Raw genomic sequence first — 20,318 nt, forward strand, 5'->3', positions numbered from 1 at the left:
AGCCTGCTAGAATCGCGTCCTTTTTCAAGACACTCATTGAATCCCTATGCGTGATCCAGCCCCTTCTGACACATCCAAGAAGCGCGTCATTGTCGGCATGTCCGGCGGCGTGGACTCTTCCGTTTCCGCTCTCCTGCTGATCGAGCAGGGTTACGAGGTGGAAGGCCTGTTCATGAAGAACTGGGAAGAAGACGACGGAACGGAATACTGCACCGCCATGGACGACCTGGCGGATGCTCAGGCTGTCTGCGACAAGATTGGCATCAAGCTGCACACCGCCAACTTCGCCGCCGAGTACTGGGACAACGTGTTCGAGCACTTTTTGGCCGAGTACAAGGCCGGACGCACGCCGAACCCGGACATCCTCTGCAACCGCGAGATCAAGTTCAAGGCGTTCCTCGACTACGCCATGATGCTCGGCGCCGACCTGATCGCCACCGGCCACTACGTGCGCCGCCGCGACATCGATGGTCGTACCGAACTGCTCAAAGGCCTCGATCCGAACAAGGATCAGAGCTACTTCCTGCACGCCGTCGGCGGTGAACAGATCGCCAAGACCCTGTTCCCGGTCGGCGAACTGGAAAAGCCGGAAGTGCGCGCAATTGCCGAGAAATACGAGCTGGCGACCGCCAAGAAGAAGGATTCCACCGGGATCTGCTTTATCGGCGAGCGTCGCTTCAGCGATTTCCTCAAGCAATACCTGCCCGCGCAACCGGGCGAGATCAAGACCACCGAAGGCGAAGTCATCGGCCGTCATCACGGTTTGATGTACCACACCATCGGTCAGCGCCAGGGCCTCGGTATCGGCGGTTTGAAAGACGCCGGCGACGAGCCTTGGTACGTGCTGCGCAAGGATCTCGACACCAACGAACTGATCGTCGGCCAGGGCAACAACCATCCGTGGCTGTTCTCCGGCGCCCTGCTCGCTTCGGAAATCTATTGGGTCAACCCGATCGACCTGAGCCAACCGCTGCGCCTGACCGCCAAAGTGCGTTATCGCCAGAGCGATCAGGCCTGCACCCTGGAAAAAACCGCCAGCGGTTACCGCGCCGTGTTCGACGAACCGCAACGCGCGGTCACGCCGGGCCAATCGGTGGTTTTCTATGACGGTGAAATCTGCCTCGGTGGCGGCGTGATCGAAGTCGCCGAGCCGTGGAGCGGCCAGGCATGAGCCCGACTCAGGAACAACTGACGGCGCTGGGCGGCGTGTTTCTCGCCGCCGTGCTGGTCGACCGGATCGCCAAGACCGGCCAGACCAGCGAAGCTGGCCTTAGTTGCATGCTCGGCAGCCTGCTGGTGCGCGACCCGAAGGACACGCTGGACGTGTACGGCGGCGATGACCTCAATCTGCGCGAAGGCTATCGAGCGCTGATCGGTGCACTGGAACGCGACCCGAGCACGTTGCAACGCGAGCCACTGCGCTACGCCCTGTCGATGCTCGGCCTGGAGCGTCAACTGGCCAAGCGCAATGACATGCTCGACATCATCGGCAAGCGTTTGCCGCAGATCCAGTCGCAAGTCGAGCATTTCGGCCCGGCCCACGAAAACGTGGTCGCGGCTTGCGGCGCGCTGTATCAGGACACCCTGAGCACCCTGCGCCAACGCATTCAGGTGCACGGCGACATGCGCAACCTGCAGCAACCGAGCAACGCCTCGAAGATCCGCGCCCTGCTGCTTGCCGGCATCCGTTCAGCGCGCCTGTGGCGGCAGCTCGGCGGCCATCGCTGGCAGTTGGTGATCAGCCGGCGCAAGCTGCTCAAAGAGCTGTATCCGTTGATGCGCAGCGAGTAATCCGCCCTGCAATAAAAGCTTTGTAGTCTGTAACGCGTAATACGCCGGTCAGTTGGCAACGGACCGGCGGATTTTTTCATGTATGATACGCGCCCCATTTCGTTGCCCGACTGTCCGAGAACACCCCATGCAGCTTTCTTCGCTCACTGCGGTTTCCCCTGTTGACGGCCGCTACGCCGGCAAAACCCAGGCCCTGCGCCCGATTTTCAGCGAGTACGGTCTGATCCGTGCCCGTGTTCTGGTTGAAGTGCGCTGGCTCCAGCGCCTGGCCGCCCACGCGGGTATCCCTGAAGTGCCAGCCTTCTCCGCCGAGGCCAACGCCGTTCTCAATGAACTGGCTGAAAACTTCTCGCTGGAGCACGCCGAGCGCGTCAAAGAGATCGAGCGCACCACCAACCACGACGTCAAAGCGATCGAATACCTGCTCAAAGAGCAGGCGGCCAAGCTGCCGGAGCTGGCCAAGGTCAGCGAGTTCATCCACTTTGCCTGCACCAGCGAAGACATCAACAACCTGTCCCACGCCCTGATGCTGCGCGAAGGCCGTGATGACGTGATGCTGCCGCTGATGCGCCAGACCGCCAACGCCATCCGCGAACTGGCCATCCGCTTTGCTGACGTGCCGATGCTGTCGCGCACTCACGGCCAACCAGCCTCCCCGACCACTCTGGGTAAAGAGCTGGCGAACGTGGTTTACCGTCTCGAGCGTCAGATCGCTCAAGTCGCTGCCGTGCCGCTGCTGGGCAAGATCAACGGCGCTGTCGGCAACTACAACGCGCACCTGTCGGCCTACCCGCAGATCGACTGGGAAGCCAACGCCCGCGCCTTCATCGAAGACGAACTGGGCCTGGGCTTCAACCCGTACACCACGCAGATCGAACCGCACGACTACATCGCCGAGCTGTTCGACGCAATTGCGCGCTTCAACACCATCCTGATCGACTTCGACCGTGACATCTGGGGCTACATCTCCCTGGGTTATTTCAAGCAGCGCACCATCGCTGGCGAAATCGGTTCGTCGACCATGCCGCACAAGGTCAACCCGATCGACTTCGAAAACTCCGAAGGCAACCTGGGCATCGCCAACGCATTGTTCCAGCACCTGGCGAGCAAACTGCCGATTTCCCGCTGGCAGCGCGACCTGACCGACTCCACCGTACTGCGCAACCTCGGTGTCGGCTTCGCCCACAGCGTGATCGCCTACGAAGCCAGCCTCAAAGGCATCAGCAAACTGGAGCTCAACGAGCAGAAGATTGCCGCTGACCTCGACGCTTGCTGGGAAGTATTGGCTGAGCCGATCCAGACCGTGATGCGCCGCTACAACATCGAAAACCCGTACGAGAAGCTGAAAGAACTGACCCGCGGCAAGGGCATCAGCCCTGAAGCGTTGCAGACTTTCATCGACGGCCTGGACATGCCAGCGCAAGCGAAAGCCGAGCTCAAGCAACTGACTCCGTCCAACTACATCGGCAACGCTGTAGCGCAAGCCAAACGCATCTGATCGACCGCTTGATCCGTTTGAGACGCCCGGCCGCGCCGGGCGTTTTTATTCCCGTCTGAAAAGTGCTTTTTTTCAATAGGTTACATATGAATCCCGATATTCCTCTTCAACTTCTGGGCGGCATCACGGCACGCGAGTTCCTGCGTGACTACTGGCAGAAAAAGCCATTGCTGATCCGCCAGGCGATTCCTGATTTCGAAAGCCCGATCGACGCCGACGAACTGGCCGGCCTGGCCCTGGAAGAAGAAGTCGAATCGCGCCTGGTGATCGAGCACGGCGAGCGCCCTTGGGAACTGCGTCGCGGCCCGTTCGCTGAAGACGAGTTCAGCAAATTGCCGGAAAAAGAGTGGACTCTGCTGGTACAAGCGGTTGACCAGTTCGTGCCGGAAGTCAGCGAACTGCTGGAAAACTTCCGCTTCCTGCCGAGCTGGCGCGTTGACGACGTGATGATCAGCTTCGCCGCCCCGGGTGGCAGCGTTGGTCCGCACTTCGACAACTACGACGTGTTCCTGCTGCAAGGCCACGGCAAGCGCAACTGGAAAATCGGCCAGATGTGCGATTCCGAGAGCCCACTGCTGCAACACGCGGATCTGCGCATCCTCGCCGAATTCCACGAGACCGAAGAGTGGGTGCTGGAACCGGGCGACATGCTCTACCTGCCACCGCGTCTGGCTCATTGCGGTGTCGCGGTCGACAACTGCATGACCTACTCGGTCGGTTTCCGCGCACCAAGCGCTTCCGAAGTGCTGACTCACTTCACCGACTTCCTCAGCCAGTTCCTGACTGACGAAGAGCGCTACACCGATGCCGACGCGCAGCCAGCAGCCGATCCACATCAGATTCAACATGATGCACTGGATCGCCTCAAAGCTCTGCTCGCCGAGCACATGAGCGACGAACGCCTGCTGCTGACCTGGTTCGGCCAGTACATGACCGAGCCACGCTATCCGGAACTGGTGGCCGGCCCGGAAGAAATCGAAGAAGAAGACTTCCTCGCCGCCCTGCAGGATGGCGCCATTCTGATCCGCAACCCGAGTGCGCGCCTGGCCTGGTCGGAAGTCGATGACGACCTGCTGCTGTTCGCCAGCGGCCAGAGCCGTTACCTGCCGGGCAAGCTGCGCGAACTGTTGAAGCTGATCTGCGCCGCTGACGCCCTGCACACTGACAACCTCGGTGAGTGGCTGAACGACGAAGACGCTTGCGGCCTGCTGTGCCAGTTGGTCAAGCAAGGGAGCCTGGGGTTCGCCGATGAATAAGATTCGCGTACGTGTCGCAGACTGGCAGAAGGACATCGCCGAGATCCGGCGCATTCGTGAAACGGTGTTCATCGCCGAACAATCGGTGCCACCTGAGCTGGAATGGGACGCGGATGACGCGACCGCCGTACATTTTCTGGCGTTTGAAGGCGACTTTCCGATTGGCACTGCGCGCTTGTTGCCCGACGGGCACATTGGCCGGGTTTCGGTGCTGAAAGACTGGCGCGGCATGAAAGTCGGTGATGCGCTGATGCAAGCGGTGATTGCTGAAGCTGAAGAACGTGGATTGAAGCAGCAAATGCTCAGCGCGCAGGTTCAGGCCACCGCGTTCTATGAGCGCTTGGGCTTCAGCTTGGTCAGCGAGGAATTCCTCGAGGCCGGGATTCCGCATGTCGACATGGTTCGCCATTCGGCCTGAGACCCGCCCTGATCGTTCCCACGCTCTGCGTGGGAATGCCTCTCGGGACGCTCCGCATCCCTTGCGGCATGTGACGCAGAGCGTCACTGGCTGCATTCCCACGCAGAGCGTGGGAACGATCACGCCCCGACATCAACCGATGCCGGGGCGCTTTGCTGTCTACGATTCAACTTGCCCCACCCCAGGCCGACAAACTGGCAATATCAAGCCTTTCGAAAGCGGAGATAACGGACATGTCCCTACGCACCCTGCTCACCACCCTGCTGCTCGGTTGCAGTTTTTCGGTGATGGCAGCCACAGAAATCGTGCCTCTCAATTACCGCACCAGTACCGACATGCTGCCGATGGCGCAAGACTTCCTCGGCAAGGACGGTCAGGTCAGCGCCTACGGCAACCAGCTGATCATCAAGGCCGAGCCGGACAAGATTCAGGAACTCAAGGCGCTGATCACCCAACTGGACACTGCGCCCAAGCGCTTGCTGATCACCGTCGACACCAATGAAAACAATGGCCGTGGCGACGAAGGTTATTCGGTCAACGGCGCTCAGCCGAATCAGACCCGCATCATCAGCCGCAGCACCACCAGCCGCGAAGGCGGCGTCCAGCAGGTTCAGGCCACCGATGGCATGCCGGCGCTGATTCAAGTCGGCCAAAGCGTGCCGCTCACCAATGTTCAGAGCGATTCCTACGGCGGTTACAACAGCCAGACGCAATACCGCAACGTCACCCAGGGTTTCTATGTCACCGCCAGCGTCACCGGCGACATCGTTCACCTGGCGATCAGTACCAACCGTGACCGCATGAGCCAGGAACGTCCCGATGTAGTGAACGTGCAAAGCACCGACACAACTGTCAGCGGGCGCCTCGGTGAATGGATCACCCTCGCCGGTGTCAATCGCCAGACTCAGGCCGACAAACAGGGCCTGACCCGCAGCTACTCGACTCAAGGCCGGGATGACATGACCTTGCGGGTGAAAGTCGACGCTCTGGACTAAAGCACCGAAAACTGACTGATTAGTCGTATTAGACGAAAGATGTAGTGCTTGAAAAAAAGCACTACAAAACGTTTGACGGGGTAAAAAAGCGAAGGCATGATGGCCTCGCTCCCGCTAATCAGAGGCCCTGGCAAGGGCCTTCGAAGCGATGTTCGCACCTACCCCGCGAACCGCTTCGTGTCTGTACCGCCCACAAGGTGTGTTTGACGAGGTTGCCGACTGGAACGAAGTTGTCCCGAGGGACGGAAGCGTAATTAGGTAACCCGGCTTCACACTGTAGACCGTATAAAGGCCCACGACGCCCGAATGCGCCCGCAGTCCGCCACTACCTGCTCACTTCCCCTCGAGCCCATCGTTCATCCCGTCGCCTACCCCGCCGAATCCGTCTTGACCACCTAAGCTTCTGGTCAGCGAGCGCAGGAATTTTCCACCGCAGAACAACTTTTCATAAAAGACGCGACGAGGTTTATCTCCATGGCACTGACACGCGAACAGCAAATTGCAGCCCTCGAAAAAGACTGGGCTGAAAACCCGCGCTGGAAAGGCGTGACACGCACTTACTCCGCTGCTGACGTCGTCCGTCTGCGTGGCTCGGTTCAACCTGAGCACACCTTTGCAAAAATGGGCGCCGACAAGCTGTGGAACCTGGTCACCCAGGGTGCCAAGCCGTCCTTCCGTCCTGAGAAAGATTTCGTCAACTGCATGGGCGCCCTGACCGGCGGCCAGGCTGTTCAGCAGGTTAAAGCCGGTATCCAGGCGATCTACCTGTCGGGCTGGCAAGTGGCTGCGGACAACAACTCCGCAGAATCCATGTACCCGGACCAGTCGCTGTACCCGGTGGACTCGGTGCCAACCGTGGTCAAGCGCATCAACAACTCGTTCCGTCGTGCTGACCAGATCCAGTGGAAAGCCGGCAAGAACCCGGGCGACGACGGCTACATCGACTACTTCGCGCCGATCGTGGCTGACGCTGAAGCCGGTTTCGGCGGCGTACTGAACGCCTATGAGCTGATGAAGAGCATGATCGAAGCAGGCGCCGCCGGCGTTCACTTCGAAGACCAACTGGCTTCCGTGAAAAAATGCGGTCACATGGGCGGCAAAGTTCTGGTTCCTACTCAGGAAGCCGTACAGAAGCTGACCGCTGCGCGTCTGGCGGCTGACGTTGCCGGTACTCCGACCATCATTCTGGCCCGTACCGATGCTAACGCTGCTGACCTGCTGACCTCCGATTGCGACCCGTACGACCAGCCGTTCGTGACTGGCGAGCGCACTCAGGAAGGTTTCTACAAGGTTCGCGCCGGCCTCGATCAAGCCATCGCCCGTGGTCTGGCGTACGCGCCATACGCCGACCTGATCTGGTGCGAAACCGCCAAGCCGGATCTGGACGAAGCTCGCCGCTTCGCCGAAGCGATCAAAAAGGAATACCCGGACCAACTGCTGTCGTACAACTGCTCGCCTTCCTTCAACTGGAAGAAAAATCTGGACGACGCGACCATCGCCAAGTTCCAGCGCGAACTGTCCGCCATGGGTTACAAGCACCAGTTCATCACCCTGGCCGGCATTCACAACATGTGGCACAGCATGTTCAACCTGGCGCACGACTACGCCCGCAACGACATGACTGCCTACGTGAAGCTGCAGGAGCAGGAATTCGCTGACGCCGCCAAGGGTTACACCTTCGTGGCTCACCAGCAGGAAGTCGGCACCGGCTACTTCGACGACATGACCACTGTGATTCAAGGTGGCTCGTCGTCGGTCACCGCACTGACCGGTTCGACTGAAGAAGAACAGTTCCACTGATTCGGCTTCGCTGAGCAAACGGCCTTTGCGGATCGTATAGAAAGCTAACCGCAGAGCCGCAAAACTGACGCCCCGACTGGTTCGGGGCGTTTTTTTGCTCGAGATAATCTCCCAGACACCATCAATCCCCTGTGGGAGCGAGCCTGCTCGCGAATGCGTTGTGCCAGCTTGCACATGCGGCGACTGACCCACCGCATTCGCGAGCAGGCTCGCTCCCACAGGTTTTCTCTTCAGCCCGCGAGACAAAACATTGATCCAGCGCGGTACATCCGTCAGAAAAATCCGCTAAAACGGGCGCCGTCGCTACTTGCAGTAACGTGCAAGTAAGACAACTTCCCAACTGACATCCCGTTAAACAGTTACAAAACACCCGCAAACGATATTAATTATCATTTAGCCACAACTATGTTCGTTACATTCCCTACAAAACATTATTTGCATAAACCCGCCTAATGCCCGCAACGCATGGGCTGCAGGGCATTGGAGATGCGCTATGCCCTTATTCCAATAAATAATTTCGCTATAGGAATTTTACTTGCAGGGTGTTTAGCCATAAAATCAGCGCGATTGATTGCTGCGACATATCGTCACTGCCTATTTCTTTATCAAGCTCAGAGACCTTTGCTCTCTGTTAAGGATTACCAGCATGCCCGAAGCGACAGGACTCATGGCCCACAACTGGGGCTTTGCCATTTTCCTTCTGGGTGTCGTCGGCCTGTGTGCCTTCATGCTTGGCGTCTCCAGCCTCCTTGGGTCAAAAGCCTGGGGTCGCAGCAAAAACGAACCGTTCGAGTCCGGCATGCTACCTACCGGTGGCGCCCGCTTGCGGCTCTCAGCCAAATTCTATCTGGTCGCGATGCTCTTCGTGATCTTCGATATCGAAGCCCTCTTTCTCTTTGCATGGTCTGTGTCCGTCCGCGAAAGCGGCTGGACCGGATTCGTCGAAGCTCTCGTTTTCATAGCAATTCTGTTGGCAGGTCTTGTCTACCTGTTCCGAGTGGGCGCCCTTGACTGGGCTCCGGAAGCTCGTCGCAAGCGGCAGGCGAAGCTGAAACAATGAGGCTTTGGCAATGCAATACAATCTCACCAGGATCGACCCCGATGCTCCTAACGAGCAGTATCCGATTGGCGAACGGGAAACCGTTTCCGATCCGTTAGAAGATCAAGTCCACAAAAACATTTTCATGGGCAAGCTGGAAGACGTGCTGAGTGGCGCGGTCAACTGGGGACGTAAGAACTCCCTGTGGCCGTACAACTTCGGCCTGTCGTGCTGCTACGTGGAAATGACCACCGCCTTCACGGCGCCCCACGACATCGCGCGCTTTGGCGCCGAAGTGATCCGGGCATCGCCGCGTCAGGCCGACTTCATGGTTATCGCCGGGACCTGCTTCATCAAGATGGCGCCGATCATCCAGCGTCTCTACGAGCAGATGCTCGAGCCGAAGTGGGTTATCTCCATGGGTTCGTGCGCTAACTCCGGTGGCATGTACGACATCTACTCTGTGGTTCAAGGGGTGGACAAGTTCCTGCCCGTGGACGTCTACGTACCTGGCTGCCCTCCCCGTCCGGAAGCATTTCTGCAAGGCTTGATGCTGCTGCAGGAATCGATCGGCAAGGAGCGTCGTCCGCTTTCCTGGGTCGTTGGCGATCAAGGCGTTTATCGCGCCGACATGCCTTCGCAGAAGGAAGAGCGCCGCGAACAGCGAATCGCAGTCACCAACCTGCGCAGCCCTGACGAAGTCTGATCCAGATCTGTTCTGACAAAGAAACGAGAAGCTGGCTTCATTCTTTACGTTGACCGAAAGCGAAAAAATAACCATGACTACAGGCAGTGCTCTGTACATCCCGCCTTATAAGGCAGACGACCAGGATGTGGTCGTTGAATTGAACAACCGTTTTGGCGCCGAAGCGTTCACCGCTCAGTCGACCCGCACCGGCATGCCGGTACTCTGGGTCGCGCGCGCCAGGCTCGTTGAAGTCCTGACTTTCCTGCGCAACCTGCCCAAGCCGTACGTCATGCTCTATGACCTGCACGGCGTGGACGAGCGTCTGCGCACCAAGCGCCAAGGGCTGCCGAGCGACGCTGAGTTCACCGTGTTCTATCACCTCATGTCGCTGGAGCGTAATAGTGACGTGATGATCAAGGTCGCCTTGTCCGAGAGCGACCTCAGCTTGCCGACCGTCACCAGCATCTGGCCGAACGCCAACTGGTACGAGCGTGAAGTCTGGGACATGTTCGGTATCGATTTCAAAGGTCACCCGCACCTGTCGCGCATCATGATGCCGCCGACCTGGGAAGGTCACCCGCTGCGCAAGGACTTCCCGGCGCGCGCCACCGAATTCGATCCGTTCAGCCTGAACTTGGCCAAGCAACAGCTTGAGGAAGAAGCCGCGCGTTTCCGTCCTGAAGACTGGGGCATGAAGCGTTCCGGCCCGAACGAGGACTACATGTTCCTCAACCTCGGCCCGAACCACCCTTCGGCGCACGGTGCGTTCCGCATCATTCTGCAACTGGACGGCGAAGAAATCGTCGACTGCGTGCCGGACATCGGTTACCACCACCGTGGTGCCGAGAAGATGGCCGAGCGTCAGTCGTGGCACAGTTTCATCCCGTACACCGACCGTATCGACTACCTCGGCGGCGTGATGAACAACCTGCCGTACGTGCTCTCGGTCGAGAAGCTGGCCGGCATCAAGGTGCCTGAGAAGGTCGACGTAATCCGCATCATGATGGCCGAGTTCTTCCGGATCACCAGCCACCTGCTGTTCCTCGGGACTTACATCCAGGACGTTGGCGCGATGACCCCGGTGTTCTTCACCTTCACCGACCGCCAGAAGGCGTACACGGTGATTGAAGCCATTACCGGTTTCCGTCTGCACCCGGCCTGGTACCGCATCGGTGGCGTCGCCCACGACCTGCCGCGCGGCTGGGAAAAACTGGTGAAAGACTTCGTTGAATGGCTGCCAAAACGCCTCGACGAATACACCAAGGCTGCCCTGCAGAACAGCATTCTCAAGGGCCGTACCATCGGCGTCGCCCAGTACAACACCAAAGAAGCCCTGGAATGGGGTGTCACCGGTGCTGGCCTGCGTTCGACCGGTTGCGATTTCGACCTGCGTAAAGCGCGTCCGTACTCCGGCTACGAGAACTTCGAGTTCGAAGTACCGCTGGCTGCCAACGGCGATGCCTACGACCGCTGCATGGTTCGCGTCGAAGAAATGCGCCAGAGCATCAAGATCATCGACCAGTGCATGCGCAACATGCCGGAAGGCCCGTACAAGGCGGATCACCCGCTGACCACGCCGCCGCCGAAAGAACGCACGCTGCAGCACATCGAAACCTTGATCACGCACTTCCTGCAAGTTTCGTGGGGCCCGGTGATGCCGGCCAACGAATCCTTCCAGATGATCGAAGCGACCAAGGGCATCAACAGTTATTACCTGACGAGCGACGGCGGCACCATGAGCTACCGTACCCGGATCCGCACTCCAAGCTTCCCGCATCTGCAACAGATCCCTTCGGTGATCAAAGGCAGCATGGTCGCGGACATGATTGCGTACCTGGGTAGTATCGATTTCGTTATGGCCGACGTGGACCGCTAAGCATGAATAGCACGCTTATCCAGACAGACCGTTTCACCCTCAGTGAAACCGAGCGCTCGGCCATCGAGCACGAGCTGCATCACTACGAAGATCCGCGCGCGGCGTCGATCGAAGCCCTGAAGATCGTTCAGAAGGAACGCGGCTGGGTGCCGGATGGCGCCTTGTACGCGATCGGCGAGATCCTCGGCATCCCGGCCAGCGACGTTGAAGGTGTGGCGACGTTCTATAGCCAGATTTTCCGTCAGCCGGTTGGCCGTCACATCATTCGCGTCTGCGACAGCATGGTCTGCTACATCGGCGGCCACGAGTCGGTGGTCAGCGAAATCCAGAACAATCTGGGCATCGGCCTGGGTCAGACCACCACCGACGGTCGTTTCACCCTGCTGCCGGTCTGCTGCCTCGGCAACTGCGACAAGGCACCGGCGCTGATGATCGACGACGACACCTTTGGTGATGTGCAGCCTGCTGGCGTCGCCAAACTGCTCGAGGGCTACGTATGACCCTGACATCTTTCGGTCCTGCCAACCGCATTCAGCGTTCGGCCGAGACTCACCCGCTGACCTGGCGTCTGCGTGATGACGGCGAAGCCGTGTGGCTCGACGAGTACCAGGCCAAGAACGGTTACGCTGCTGCGCGCAAAGCCTTCGCCGACATGGATCAGGACGCTATCGTCCAGACCGTGAAAGACGCCGGCCTCAAAGGTCGCGGCGGTGCAGGTTTCCCCACTGGCGTGAAGTGGGGCCTGATGCCCAAGGACGAATCCATCAACATCCGCTACCTGCTGTGCAACGCGGATGAAATGGAGCCGAACACCTGGAAAGACCGCATGCTGATGGAGCAACTGCCCCATCTGCTGATCGAAGGCATGCTGATCAGTGCTCGCGCGCTGAAAACCTACCGTGGCTACATCTTCCTGCGTGGCGAATACACCACCGCCGCCAAGCACCTCAACCGTGCCGTGGAAGAAGCCAAGGCTGCTGGCCTGCTGGGCAAGAACATTCTGGGCAGCGGTTTTGATTTCGAGCTGTTCGTCCACACCGGCGCCGGGCGTTACATCTGCGGTGAAGAAACCGCACTGATCAACTCCCTCGAAGGCCGCCGCGCCAACCCGCGCTCCAAGCCGCCCTTCCCTGCCGCCGTCGGCGTGTGGGGCAAGCCGACTTGCGTGAACAACGTTGAGACCCTGTGCAACGTGCCGGCGATCATTGCCGACGGCGTTGACTGGTACAAATCGTTGGCCCGCGAAGGCAGCGAAGACATGGGCACCAAGCTCATGGGCTTCTCCGGCAAAGTCAAAAACCCGGGCCTGTGGGAGCTGCCATTCGGCGTCACCGGTCGTGAGTTGTTCGAAGACTATGCCGGCGGCATGCGCGACGGCTTCAAGCTCAAGGCCTGGCAGCCAGGTGGCGCCGGTACCGGTTTCCTCCTGCCTGAACACCTCGACGCACAAATGTACGCCGGCGGCATCGCCAAAGTGGGCACCCGTATGGGTACCGGCCTGGCCATGGCGGTGGACGACAGCGTCAACATGGTGTCCTTGCTGCGCAACATGGAGCAGTTCTTTGCCCGTGAGTCGTGCGGTTTCTGCACCCCGTGCCGCGATGGTTTGCCATGGAGCGTCAAGCTGCTGATGGCCATCGAACAAGGCCGGGGTCAGCCAGGCGATATCGAGACCCTGCTGGGTCTGGTCAACTTCCTCGGCCCGGGCAAGACCTTCTGTGCTCACGCACCGGGTGCCGTGGAACCGTTGGGCAGTGCCATCAAATACTTCCGTCCAGAGTTCGAAGCCGGTATCGCGCCAGTCAGCGCCGCCGTCCCGCCTCTGGCAAGGCCGATCGTAATCGGCGCGTAAACGCTTAACAGGTGAAGGGCCTGGGCCCTTCTCCTCCTGCGATGACGCCTTTCGAGGCTGGTTTGATTCGCACGGATAACAAGATTCCATTAGCCACGCCCGCTGACACCGGGCCAACGAAGACCTTTGAACCATGGCCACTATCCACGTAGACGGCAAAGCGCTCGAAGTCGACGGGGCAGACAACCTGTTACAGGCATGTCTGTCGCTGGGCCTCGACATCCCTTATTTCTGCTGGCACCCCGCGCTTGGTAGCGTCGGGGCTTGCCGCCAGTGCGCGGTCAAGCAGTACACCGACGAGAACGACACCCGTGGTCGCATCGTCATGTCCTGCATGACCCCGGCCACCGACAACACCTGGATCTCCATCGAAGATGAAGAATCCAAGGCGTTCCGCGCCAGTGTTGTTGAATGGCTGATGACCAACCACCCGCACGACTGCCCTGTGTGCGAAGAAGGCGGTCACTGCCACCTGCAAGACATGACCGTGATGACCGGCCACAACGAGCGCCGTTATCGCTTCACCAAACGCACGCACCAGAACCAGCAACTGGGCCCGTTCATTTCCCACGAAATGAACCGCTGCATCGCTTGCTACCGCTGCGTGCGTTTCTACAAGGATTACGCTGGCGGCACCGATCTCGGTGTGTTCGGCGCCCACGACAACGTGTACTTCGGTCGCGTTGAAGACGGCGTGCTCGAAAGCGAGTTCTCCGGCAACCTCACCGAGGTCTGCCCGACCGGTGTGTTCACCGACAAGACTCACTCCGAGCGCTACAACCGCAAGTGGGACATGCAATTCGCGCCGAGCATCTGCCATGGCTGCTCGAGCGGTTGCAACATCTCCCCGGGCGAGCGTTACGGCGAACTGCGTCGCATCGAAAACCGTTTCAACGGTTCGGTGAACCAGTACTTCCTGTGCGACCGTGGCCGTTTCGGTTATGGCTACGTCAACCGCACCGACCGTCCACGTCAGCCGCTGCTGGCCGACGGCACCAAGCTTGGTCTGGATGCTGCACTGGATAAAGCGGCTGATCTGCTGCGCGGTCGCAACATCGTTGGTATCGGTTCGCCGCGTGCCAGCCTTGAAAGCAACTACGCGTTGCGTGAACTGGTGGGCGCCGAGCACTTCTACTCGGGTATCGAAGCCTCCGAGCTGGAGCGCATCCGTCTGGTCCTGCAAGTGCTGAAAGACAGCCCGCTGCCAGTGCCGAACATGCGCGATATCGAAGACCACGACGCGATCTTCGTGCTCGGTGAAGACCTGACCCAGACCGCCGCCCGTGTGGCGCTGTCGCTGCGTCAATCGGTCAAAGGCAAAGCTGAAGACATGGCCGAAGCCATGCGCGTTCAGCCTTGGCTTGATGCCGCCGTGAAGAACATCGGTCAGCACGCGCTGAATCCGCTGTTCATCGCCAGCCTGGCGGAAACCAAGCTCGACGACATCGCTGAAGAATGCGTACACGCCGCTCCTGACGACCTGGCGCGCATCGGCTTCGCCGTTGCTCACGCGCTGGACGCAAGCGCCCCGGCCGTTGAAGGTCTGGACGCCGAAGCACTGGAACTGGCTCAGCGCATCGCTGACGCACTGCTCGCTGCAAAACGTCCGCTGATCATCGCCGGTACTTCGCTGGGCTCCAAAGCCTTGATCGAAGCCGCCGCGAACATCGCCAAGGCACTGAAGCTGCGCGAGAAGAACGGTTCGATCAGCCTGATCGTGCCGGAAGCCAACAGCCTCGGTCTGGCCATGCTCGGTGGCGAGTCGGTGGATGCTGCGCTGCAAGCTGTCATCGACGGTAAAGCCGACGCGATCGTTGTGCTGGAAAACGATCTGTACACCCGCACTGCCAAAGAAAAAGTCGATGTCGCACTGAACGCTGCGCAAGTAGTGATCGTTGCTGACCATCAGAAAACCGCTACCAGCGACCGCGCGCACCTGGTTCTGCCAGCCGCGAGCTTCGCTGAAGGCGACGGTACTTTGGTCAGCCAGGAAGGTCGCGCCCAGCGCTTCTTCCAGGTTTTCGACCCGCAATACATGGACGCGAGCATCCTGGTTCACGAAGGCTGGCGCTGGCTGCACGCCCTGCGCGCGACCCTGCTGAACCAGCCGATCGACTGGACGCAACTCGACCACGTCACCGCTGCCGTTGCTTCGAGCACCGAGCAACTGGCGCGTATCGTCGACGCTGCACCATCGGCAGCGTTCCGCATCAAGGGTCTGAAACTGGCGCGTGAGCCGCTGCGTTATTCCGGTCGCACCGCGATGCGCGCCGACATCAGCGTTCACGAACCGCGCACCCCGCAAGACAAAGACACCGCGTTCGCCTTCTCCATGGAAGGTTACTCGGGCTCTGCCGAACCGCGTCAGCAGGTGCCATTTGCATGGTCGCCGGGCTGGAACTCGCCACAAGCGTGGAACAAGTTCCAGGACGAAGTCGGTGGTCACATCCGTGCAGGCGACCCGGGCACTCGCCTGATCGAAAGCACCGGTGATTCGCTGAACTGGTTCGCTGCAGCTCCGCGCGCATTCAATCCGGCGCCGGGCACCTGGCAAGCCGTGCCGTTCTTCCACCTGTTCGGCAGCGAAGAAAACTCTTCGAAAGCCGCGCCGGTTCAAGAGCGTATTCCGGCTCCATACGTGGCACTGGCCAAGTCCGAAGCGGATCGTCTCGGCGTCAACGACGGTGCCCTGCTGAGCCTGAACGTGGCCGGTCAGACCCTGCGTCTGCCGCTGCGCATCAATGAAGAACTGGGCGCCGGTCTGGTGGCATTGCCTGCGGGCATCGCCGGCATTCCACCGGCATTCGCCGGCGTATCCGTCGACGGTCTGCAGGAGGCAGCGCAATGACCTGGTTCACCCCTGAAGTGATCGATGTGATCCTCTCGGTCGTCAAAGCCATCGTGATTCTGCTGGCCGTAGTGGTTGCGGGCGCGTTGCTCAGCTTTGTCGAACGTCGCCTGCTGGGCTGGTGGCAGGACCGTTACGGTCCGAACCGCGTTGGCCCGTTCGGCATGTTCCAGATCGCCGCCGACATGCTGAAGATGTTCTTCAAGGAAGACTGGACTCCGCCGTTTGCCGATAAAGTGATTTTCACTTTGGCGCCGGTGGTGGCGATGTCCGCCCTGCTGATCGCGTTTGCGATCATCCCGATCACCCCGACCTGGGGCGTCGCGGATCTGAACATCGGCCTGCTGTTCTTCTTCGCCATGGCCGGTCTGTCGGTCTACGCGGTGCTGTTCGCCGGCTGGTCGAGTAACAACAAGTTCGCCCTGCTCGGCAGCTTGCGTGCGTCGGCGCAGACCGTGTCCTACGAAGTGTTCATGGGCCTGGCCCTGATGGGCATCGTGGTGCAGGTCGGCTCGTTCAACATGCGCGACATCGTCGAGTACCAGGCGCAGAACCTGTGGTTCATCATTCCGCAGTTCTTCGGCTTCTGTACCTTCTTCATCGCTGGCGTCGCCGTGACTCACCGTCACCCGTTCGACCAGCCGGAAGCGGAACAGGAACTCGCCGACGGTTACCACATTGAATACGCCGGTATGAAATGGGGCATGTTCTTCGTCGGTGAATACATCGGCATCATCCTGATCTCGGCGCTGTTGGTCACCCTGTTCTTCGGTGGCTGGCACGGTCCGTTCGGCATCTTGCCGCAACTGGCGTTCGTCTGGTTCGCACTGAAGACCGCGTTCTTCATCATGCTGTTCATCCTGCTGCGCGCTTCCATTCCGCGTCCGCGTTATGACCAGGTGATGGATTTCAGCTGGAAATTCTGCCTGCCACTGACCCTGATCAATTTGCTGGTGACCGCTGCGGTCGTGTTGTGGAACACGCCTGCAGTCGCGGTTCAGTGAGGATTTGACCCATGTTCAAATATATTGGCGACATCGTTAAGGGTACTGGTACCCAGTTGCGCAGCCTGGTCATGGTCTTCGGCCATGGCTTTCGCAAGCGCGACACCCTGCAATACCCGGAAGAAGCGGTCTACCTGCCACCACGCTACCGTGGTCGTATCGTCCTGACCCGTGACCCCGATGGCGAAGAGCGCTGCGTAGCCTGCAACCTCTGCGCCGTGGCTTGCCCGGTGGGTTGCATCTCGCTGCAGAAAGCTGAAACCGAAGACGGTCGCTGGTACCCGGACTTCTTCCGTATCAACTTCTCGCGCTGCATTTTCTGCGGTCTCTGCGAGGAAGCCTGTCCGACCACCGCAATCCAGCTGACACCGGATTTCGAGATGGCCGAGTTCAAACGTCAGGACCTGGTGTACGAGAAAGAAGATCTGTTGATCTCCGGCCCCGGCAAAAACCCTGATTACAACTTCTATCGTGTTGCAGGTATGGCAATCGCTGGCAAGCCGAAAGGCTCCGCGCAGAACGAAGCCGAACCGATCAACGTGAAGAGCTTGCTGCCTTAAGGAAGAACGATGGAATTCGCTTTCTATTTCGCATCGGGTATCGCTGTTGTGTCCACGCTTCGCGTAGTCACCAACACCAACCCTGTGCACGCCCTGCTCTACCTGATCATCTCGTTGATCGCTGTGGCCATGACCTTCTTCGCACTCGGCGCACCGTTCGCCGGCGTGCTGGAAGTGATCGCCTACGCCGGCGCCATCATGGTGCTGTTCGTGTTTGTGGTGATGATGCTGAACCTCGGCCCGGCCTCGGTTCAGCAAGAACGCGTCTGGCTCAAGCCCGGTATCTGGGCTGGCCCGGTGATTCTCGCCGCGCTGCTGCTGGCCGAACTGCTGTATGTGCTGTTCGCTCACCAGAGCGGTCAGGCCATCGGCCACACCACCGTAGACGCGAAAGCCGTGGGCATCAGCCTGTTCGGTCCGTACCTGCTGGTGGTCGAACTCGCCTCGATGCTGCTGCTCGCCGCAGCCGTCACGGCGTTCCATTTGGGCCGTAACGAGGCGAAGGAGTAAGACATGCCTGCTATCCCTCTCGAACATGGTCTGGCGGTTGCCGGGATCCTGTTCTGCCTTGGTCTGGTCGGCCTGATGGTCCGCCGCAACATTTTGTTCGTGTTGATGAGTCTGGAAGTGATGATGAACGCCTCTGCACTGGCGTTCATTGTTGCAGGCGCCCGTTGGGGCCAGCCGGATGGACAGATCATGTTCATCCTGGTGATCAGCCTTGCAGCCGCCGAGGCCAGTATTGGTCTGGCGATCCTGCTGCAACTGTATCGCCGCTTCCACACGCTCGATATCGACGCTGCCAGTGAGATGCGCGGATGAATCTTATCTTTCTGACTTTCGTATTCCCTCTGATCGGTTTCCTGCTCCTGTCGTTCTCACGTGGACGCTGGTCGGAAAACCTCTCGGCGCTGATCGGCGTGGGTTCCATTGGCTTGTCGGCGATCGTCGCCGCCTACGTCATCTGGCAATTCAACGTCGCACCACCCGAAGGCGGTCACTACACGCTGGTACTGTGGAAGTGGATGGCGGTCGAAGGCTTCAAGCCTGACTTCGCCCTCTACGTCGACGGCCTGTCGATCACCATGCTCGGCGTGGTGGTGGGCGTGGGTTTCCTGATCCACCTGTTCGCGTCCTGGTACATGCGCGGCGAAGCGGGTTACTCGCGTTTCTTCTCGTACACCAACCTGTTTATCGCCAGCATGCTGTTCCTGGTGCTCGGCGATAACCTGTTGTTCCTGTACTTCGGCTGGGAAGGCGTGGGCCTGTGCTCGTACCTGTTGATCGGTTTCTACTACAGCAACCGCAACAACGGTAACGCCGCACTCAAGGCCTTCATCGTGACCCGGATCGGCGACGTGTTCATGGCCATCGGCCTGTTCATCCTGTTCCAGCAAGTGGGCACGTTGAACATCCAGGAACTGCTGGTGCTGGCACCGCAGAAATTCCAGGTCGGCGACTTCTGGATCACCCTGGCGACTCTGATGCTGCTGGGTGGTGCGGTCGGTAAATCGGCACAACTGCCGCTGCAAACCTGGCTCGCGGATGCGATGGCTGGCCCGACTCCGGTGTCGGCACTGATCCACGCCGCGACGATGGTTACTGCCGGTGTCTACCTGATCGCCCGTACCCACGGTCTGTTCACCCTGGCGCCGGAAATCCTCCACCTGGTCGGCATCATTGGTGGTGTGACCCTGGTACTGGCCGGTTTCGCCGCACTGGTACAAACCGACATCAAACGTATCCTCGCCTACTCGACCATGAGCCAGATCGGCTACATGTTCCTGGCGCTGGGCGTTGGTGCATGGGATGGCGCGATTTTCCACCTGATGACCCACGCCTTCTTCAAGGCCCTGCTGTTCCTTGCTTCCGGTGCGGTGATTGTTGCCTGCCACCACGAGCAGAACATCTTCAAGATGGGCGGTCTGTGGAAAAAACTGCCACTGGCCTATGCCAGCTTCATCGTTGGTGGTGCTGCCCTCGCCGCTCTGCCACTGGTCACCGCCGGCTTCTACTCCAAGGACGAAATCCTTTGGGAAGCGTTCGCCAGCGGCAACCACGGTCTGCTCTACGCAGGTCTGGTCGGCGCGTTCATGACGTCGCTGTACACCTTCCGCCTGATCTTCATCACGTTCCACGGTGAAGCCAAGACTGAAGCCCACGCCGGTCACGGCATCGCTCACTGGCTGCCATTGTCGGTGCTGATCGTATTGTCCACCGCCATCGGCGCGATGATCGTTCCGCCACTGCACGGCGTACTGCCAGAAAGCGTTGGCCATGCTGGCGGCGAAGCCAAGCACAGTCTGGAAATCGCGTCGGGCGCCATCGCCCTGGCCGGTATCCTGCTGGCAGCGCTGCTGTTCCTCGGCAAGCGTCGTTTCGTCACGGCGATCGCCAACAGCGGCATCGGCCGTTTCCTTTCGGCCTGGTGGTTCGCTGCCTGGGGCTTCGACTGGATCTACGACAAACTGTTCGTCAAGCCTTACCTTGCGATCAGCCACGTACTGCGCAAAGACCCGCTCGACCAGACCATCGGTCTGATCCCGCGTATGGCCAAGGGGGGTCACACCGCCCTGAGCCGCACCGAGACCGGTCAACTGCGTTGGTACGCTGCTTCGATGGCTGCTGGTGCCGTGCTGGTGATCGGCGCCATCGTGCTGGTAGCGGTCTGATATGAACCTTGCGAATTTGCG

At 59.7% G+C, this 20,318-nt stretch carries 18 protein-coding genes; all 18 read left to right on the forward strand.

Going from position 1 to position 20,318, the window contains the following annotated elements; genetic code table 11:
- Positions 1–46: 46 nt before the first annotated feature.
- Positions 47–1,171 carry a tRNA 2-thiouridine(34) synthase MnmA gene (gene mnmA / locus AB4N44_RS06395; RefSeq protein ID WP_127928939.1) on the forward strand — a complete coding sequence of 375 codons (1,125 nt, stop codon included), beginning with the start codon at positions 47–49 and terminating at the stop codon, positions 1,169–1,171.
- The gene (gene hflD, locus AB4N44_RS06400) at positions 1,168–1,791 is read left to right on the forward strand and encodes a high frequency lysogenization protein HflD (RefSeq protein ID WP_127928941.1); all 624 of its coding nucleotides are present in this window, start codon (positions 1,168–1,170) and stop codon (positions 1,789–1,791) included. Before mnmA ends, hflD begins: the two co-directional genes overlap by 4 nt.
- 127 nt (positions 1,792–1,918) lie before the next feature.
- Complete coding sequence (purB, locus tag AB4N44_RS06405; RefSeq protein WP_460109656.1) at positions 1,919–3,289, forward strand: adenylosuccinate lyase; 1,371 nt, start codon at positions 1,919–1,921, stop codon at positions 3,287–3,289.
- An 86-nt stretch (positions 3,290–3,375) separates the two neighbouring features.
- Positions 3,376–4,545 carry a ribosomal protein uL16 3-hydroxylase gene (locus tag AB4N44_RS06410; protein WP_102899355.1) on the forward strand — a complete coding sequence of 390 codons (1,170 nt, stop codon included), beginning with the start codon at positions 3,376–3,378 and terminating at the stop codon, positions 4,543–4,545.
- Entirely contained in the window at positions 4,538–4,963 is a 426-nt protein-coding gene (locus AB4N44_RS06415) for a GNAT family N-acetyltransferase (RefSeq protein WP_034155132.1), read from the forward strand. Before AB4N44_RS06410 ends, AB4N44_RS06415 begins: the two co-directional genes overlap by 8 nt.
- Before the next feature lie 233 nt (positions 4,964–5,196).
- Positions 5,197–5,958, forward strand: a complete 762-nt coding sequence (locus AB4N44_RS06420; protein WP_095113686.1) for a secretin N-terminal domain-containing protein — start codon at positions 5,197–5,199, stop codon at positions 5,956–5,958.
- 474 nt (positions 5,959–6,432) lie between these two features.
- Positions 6,433–7,758: an isocitrate lyase gene (gene aceA / locus AB4N44_RS06425; protein WP_007920195.1), complete on the forward strand. Its 1,326-nt coding sequence runs from the start codon at positions 6,433–6,435 to the stop codon at positions 7,756–7,758.
- A 646-nt stretch (positions 7,759–8,404) separates the two neighbouring features.
- Positions 8,405–8,818 (forward strand): NADH-quinone oxidoreductase subunit A, encoded by a 414-nt coding sequence (locus AB4N44_RS06430; protein ID WP_003223812.1) that lies wholly within the window; start codon positions 8,405–8,407, stop codon positions 8,816–8,818.
- Between the two features lie 10 nt (positions 8,819–8,828).
- A complete protein-coding gene (locus AB4N44_RS06435) occupies positions 8,829–9,503 on the forward strand; it encodes a NuoB/complex I 20 kDa subunit family protein (protein WP_007920192.1) in 675 nt (224 codons plus the stop codon).
- 73 nt (positions 9,504–9,576) lie between these two features.
- Positions 9,577–11,361, forward strand: coding sequence for an NADH-quinone oxidoreductase subunit C/D (nuoC, locus tag AB4N44_RS06440; RefSeq protein ID WP_064117789.1), 1,785 nt, complete (start codon positions 9,577–9,579; stop codon positions 11,359–11,361).
- A 2-nt stretch (positions 11,362–11,363) separates the two neighbouring features.
- The gene (gene nuoE / locus AB4N44_RS06445) at positions 11,364–11,861 is read left to right on the forward strand and encodes an NADH-quinone oxidoreductase subunit NuoE (RefSeq protein WP_007920186.1); all 498 of its coding nucleotides are present in this window, start codon (positions 11,364–11,366) and stop codon (positions 11,859–11,861) included.
- Entirely contained in the window at positions 11,858–13,213 is a 1,356-nt protein-coding gene (gene nuoF, locus AB4N44_RS06450) for an NADH-quinone oxidoreductase subunit NuoF (RefSeq protein WP_007920184.1), read from the forward strand. Before nuoE ends, nuoF begins: the two co-directional genes overlap by 4 nt.
- A 133-nt stretch (positions 13,214–13,346) precedes the next feature.
- Entirely contained in the window at positions 13,347–16,061 is a 2,715-nt protein-coding gene (gene nuoG / locus AB4N44_RS06455; protein WP_460109654.1) for an NADH-quinone oxidoreductase subunit NuoG, read from the forward strand.
- Positions 16,058–17,065, forward strand: coding sequence for an NADH-quinone oxidoreductase subunit NuoH (nuoH, locus tag AB4N44_RS06460; protein WP_007920179.1), 1,008 nt, complete (start codon positions 16,058–16,060; stop codon positions 17,063–17,065). The genes nuoG and nuoH overlap by 4 nt, the downstream gene beginning before the upstream one ends.
- Before the next feature lie 11 nt (positions 17,066–17,076).
- Entirely contained in the window at positions 17,077–17,625 is a 549-nt protein-coding gene (gene nuoI, locus AB4N44_RS06465) for an NADH-quinone oxidoreductase subunit NuoI (RefSeq protein ID WP_007920177.1), read from the forward strand.
- A 9-nt stretch (positions 17,626–17,634) separates the two neighbouring features.
- On the forward strand, positions 17,635–18,135 hold the full coding sequence (nuoJ, locus tag AB4N44_RS06470; protein ID WP_007920176.1) for an NADH-quinone oxidoreductase subunit J: 501 nt from the start codon (positions 17,635–17,637) through the stop codon (positions 18,133–18,135).
- Positions 18,136–18,138: 3 nt separating this feature from the next.
- A complete protein-coding gene (gene nuoK, locus AB4N44_RS06475) occupies positions 18,139–18,447 on the forward strand; it encodes an NADH-quinone oxidoreductase subunit NuoK (protein WP_003223790.1) in 309 nt (102 codons plus the stop codon).
- Positions 18,444–20,297: an NADH-quinone oxidoreductase subunit L gene (gene nuoL / locus AB4N44_RS06480; protein WP_460109652.1), complete on the forward strand. Its 1,854-nt coding sequence runs from the start codon at positions 18,444–18,446 to the stop codon at positions 20,295–20,297. The genes nuoK and nuoL overlap by 4 nt, the downstream gene beginning before the upstream one ends.
- Positions 20,298–20,318 lie beyond the last annotated feature (21 nt).

This window comes from Pseudomonas sp. S3_C06 (assembly GCF_054667675.1).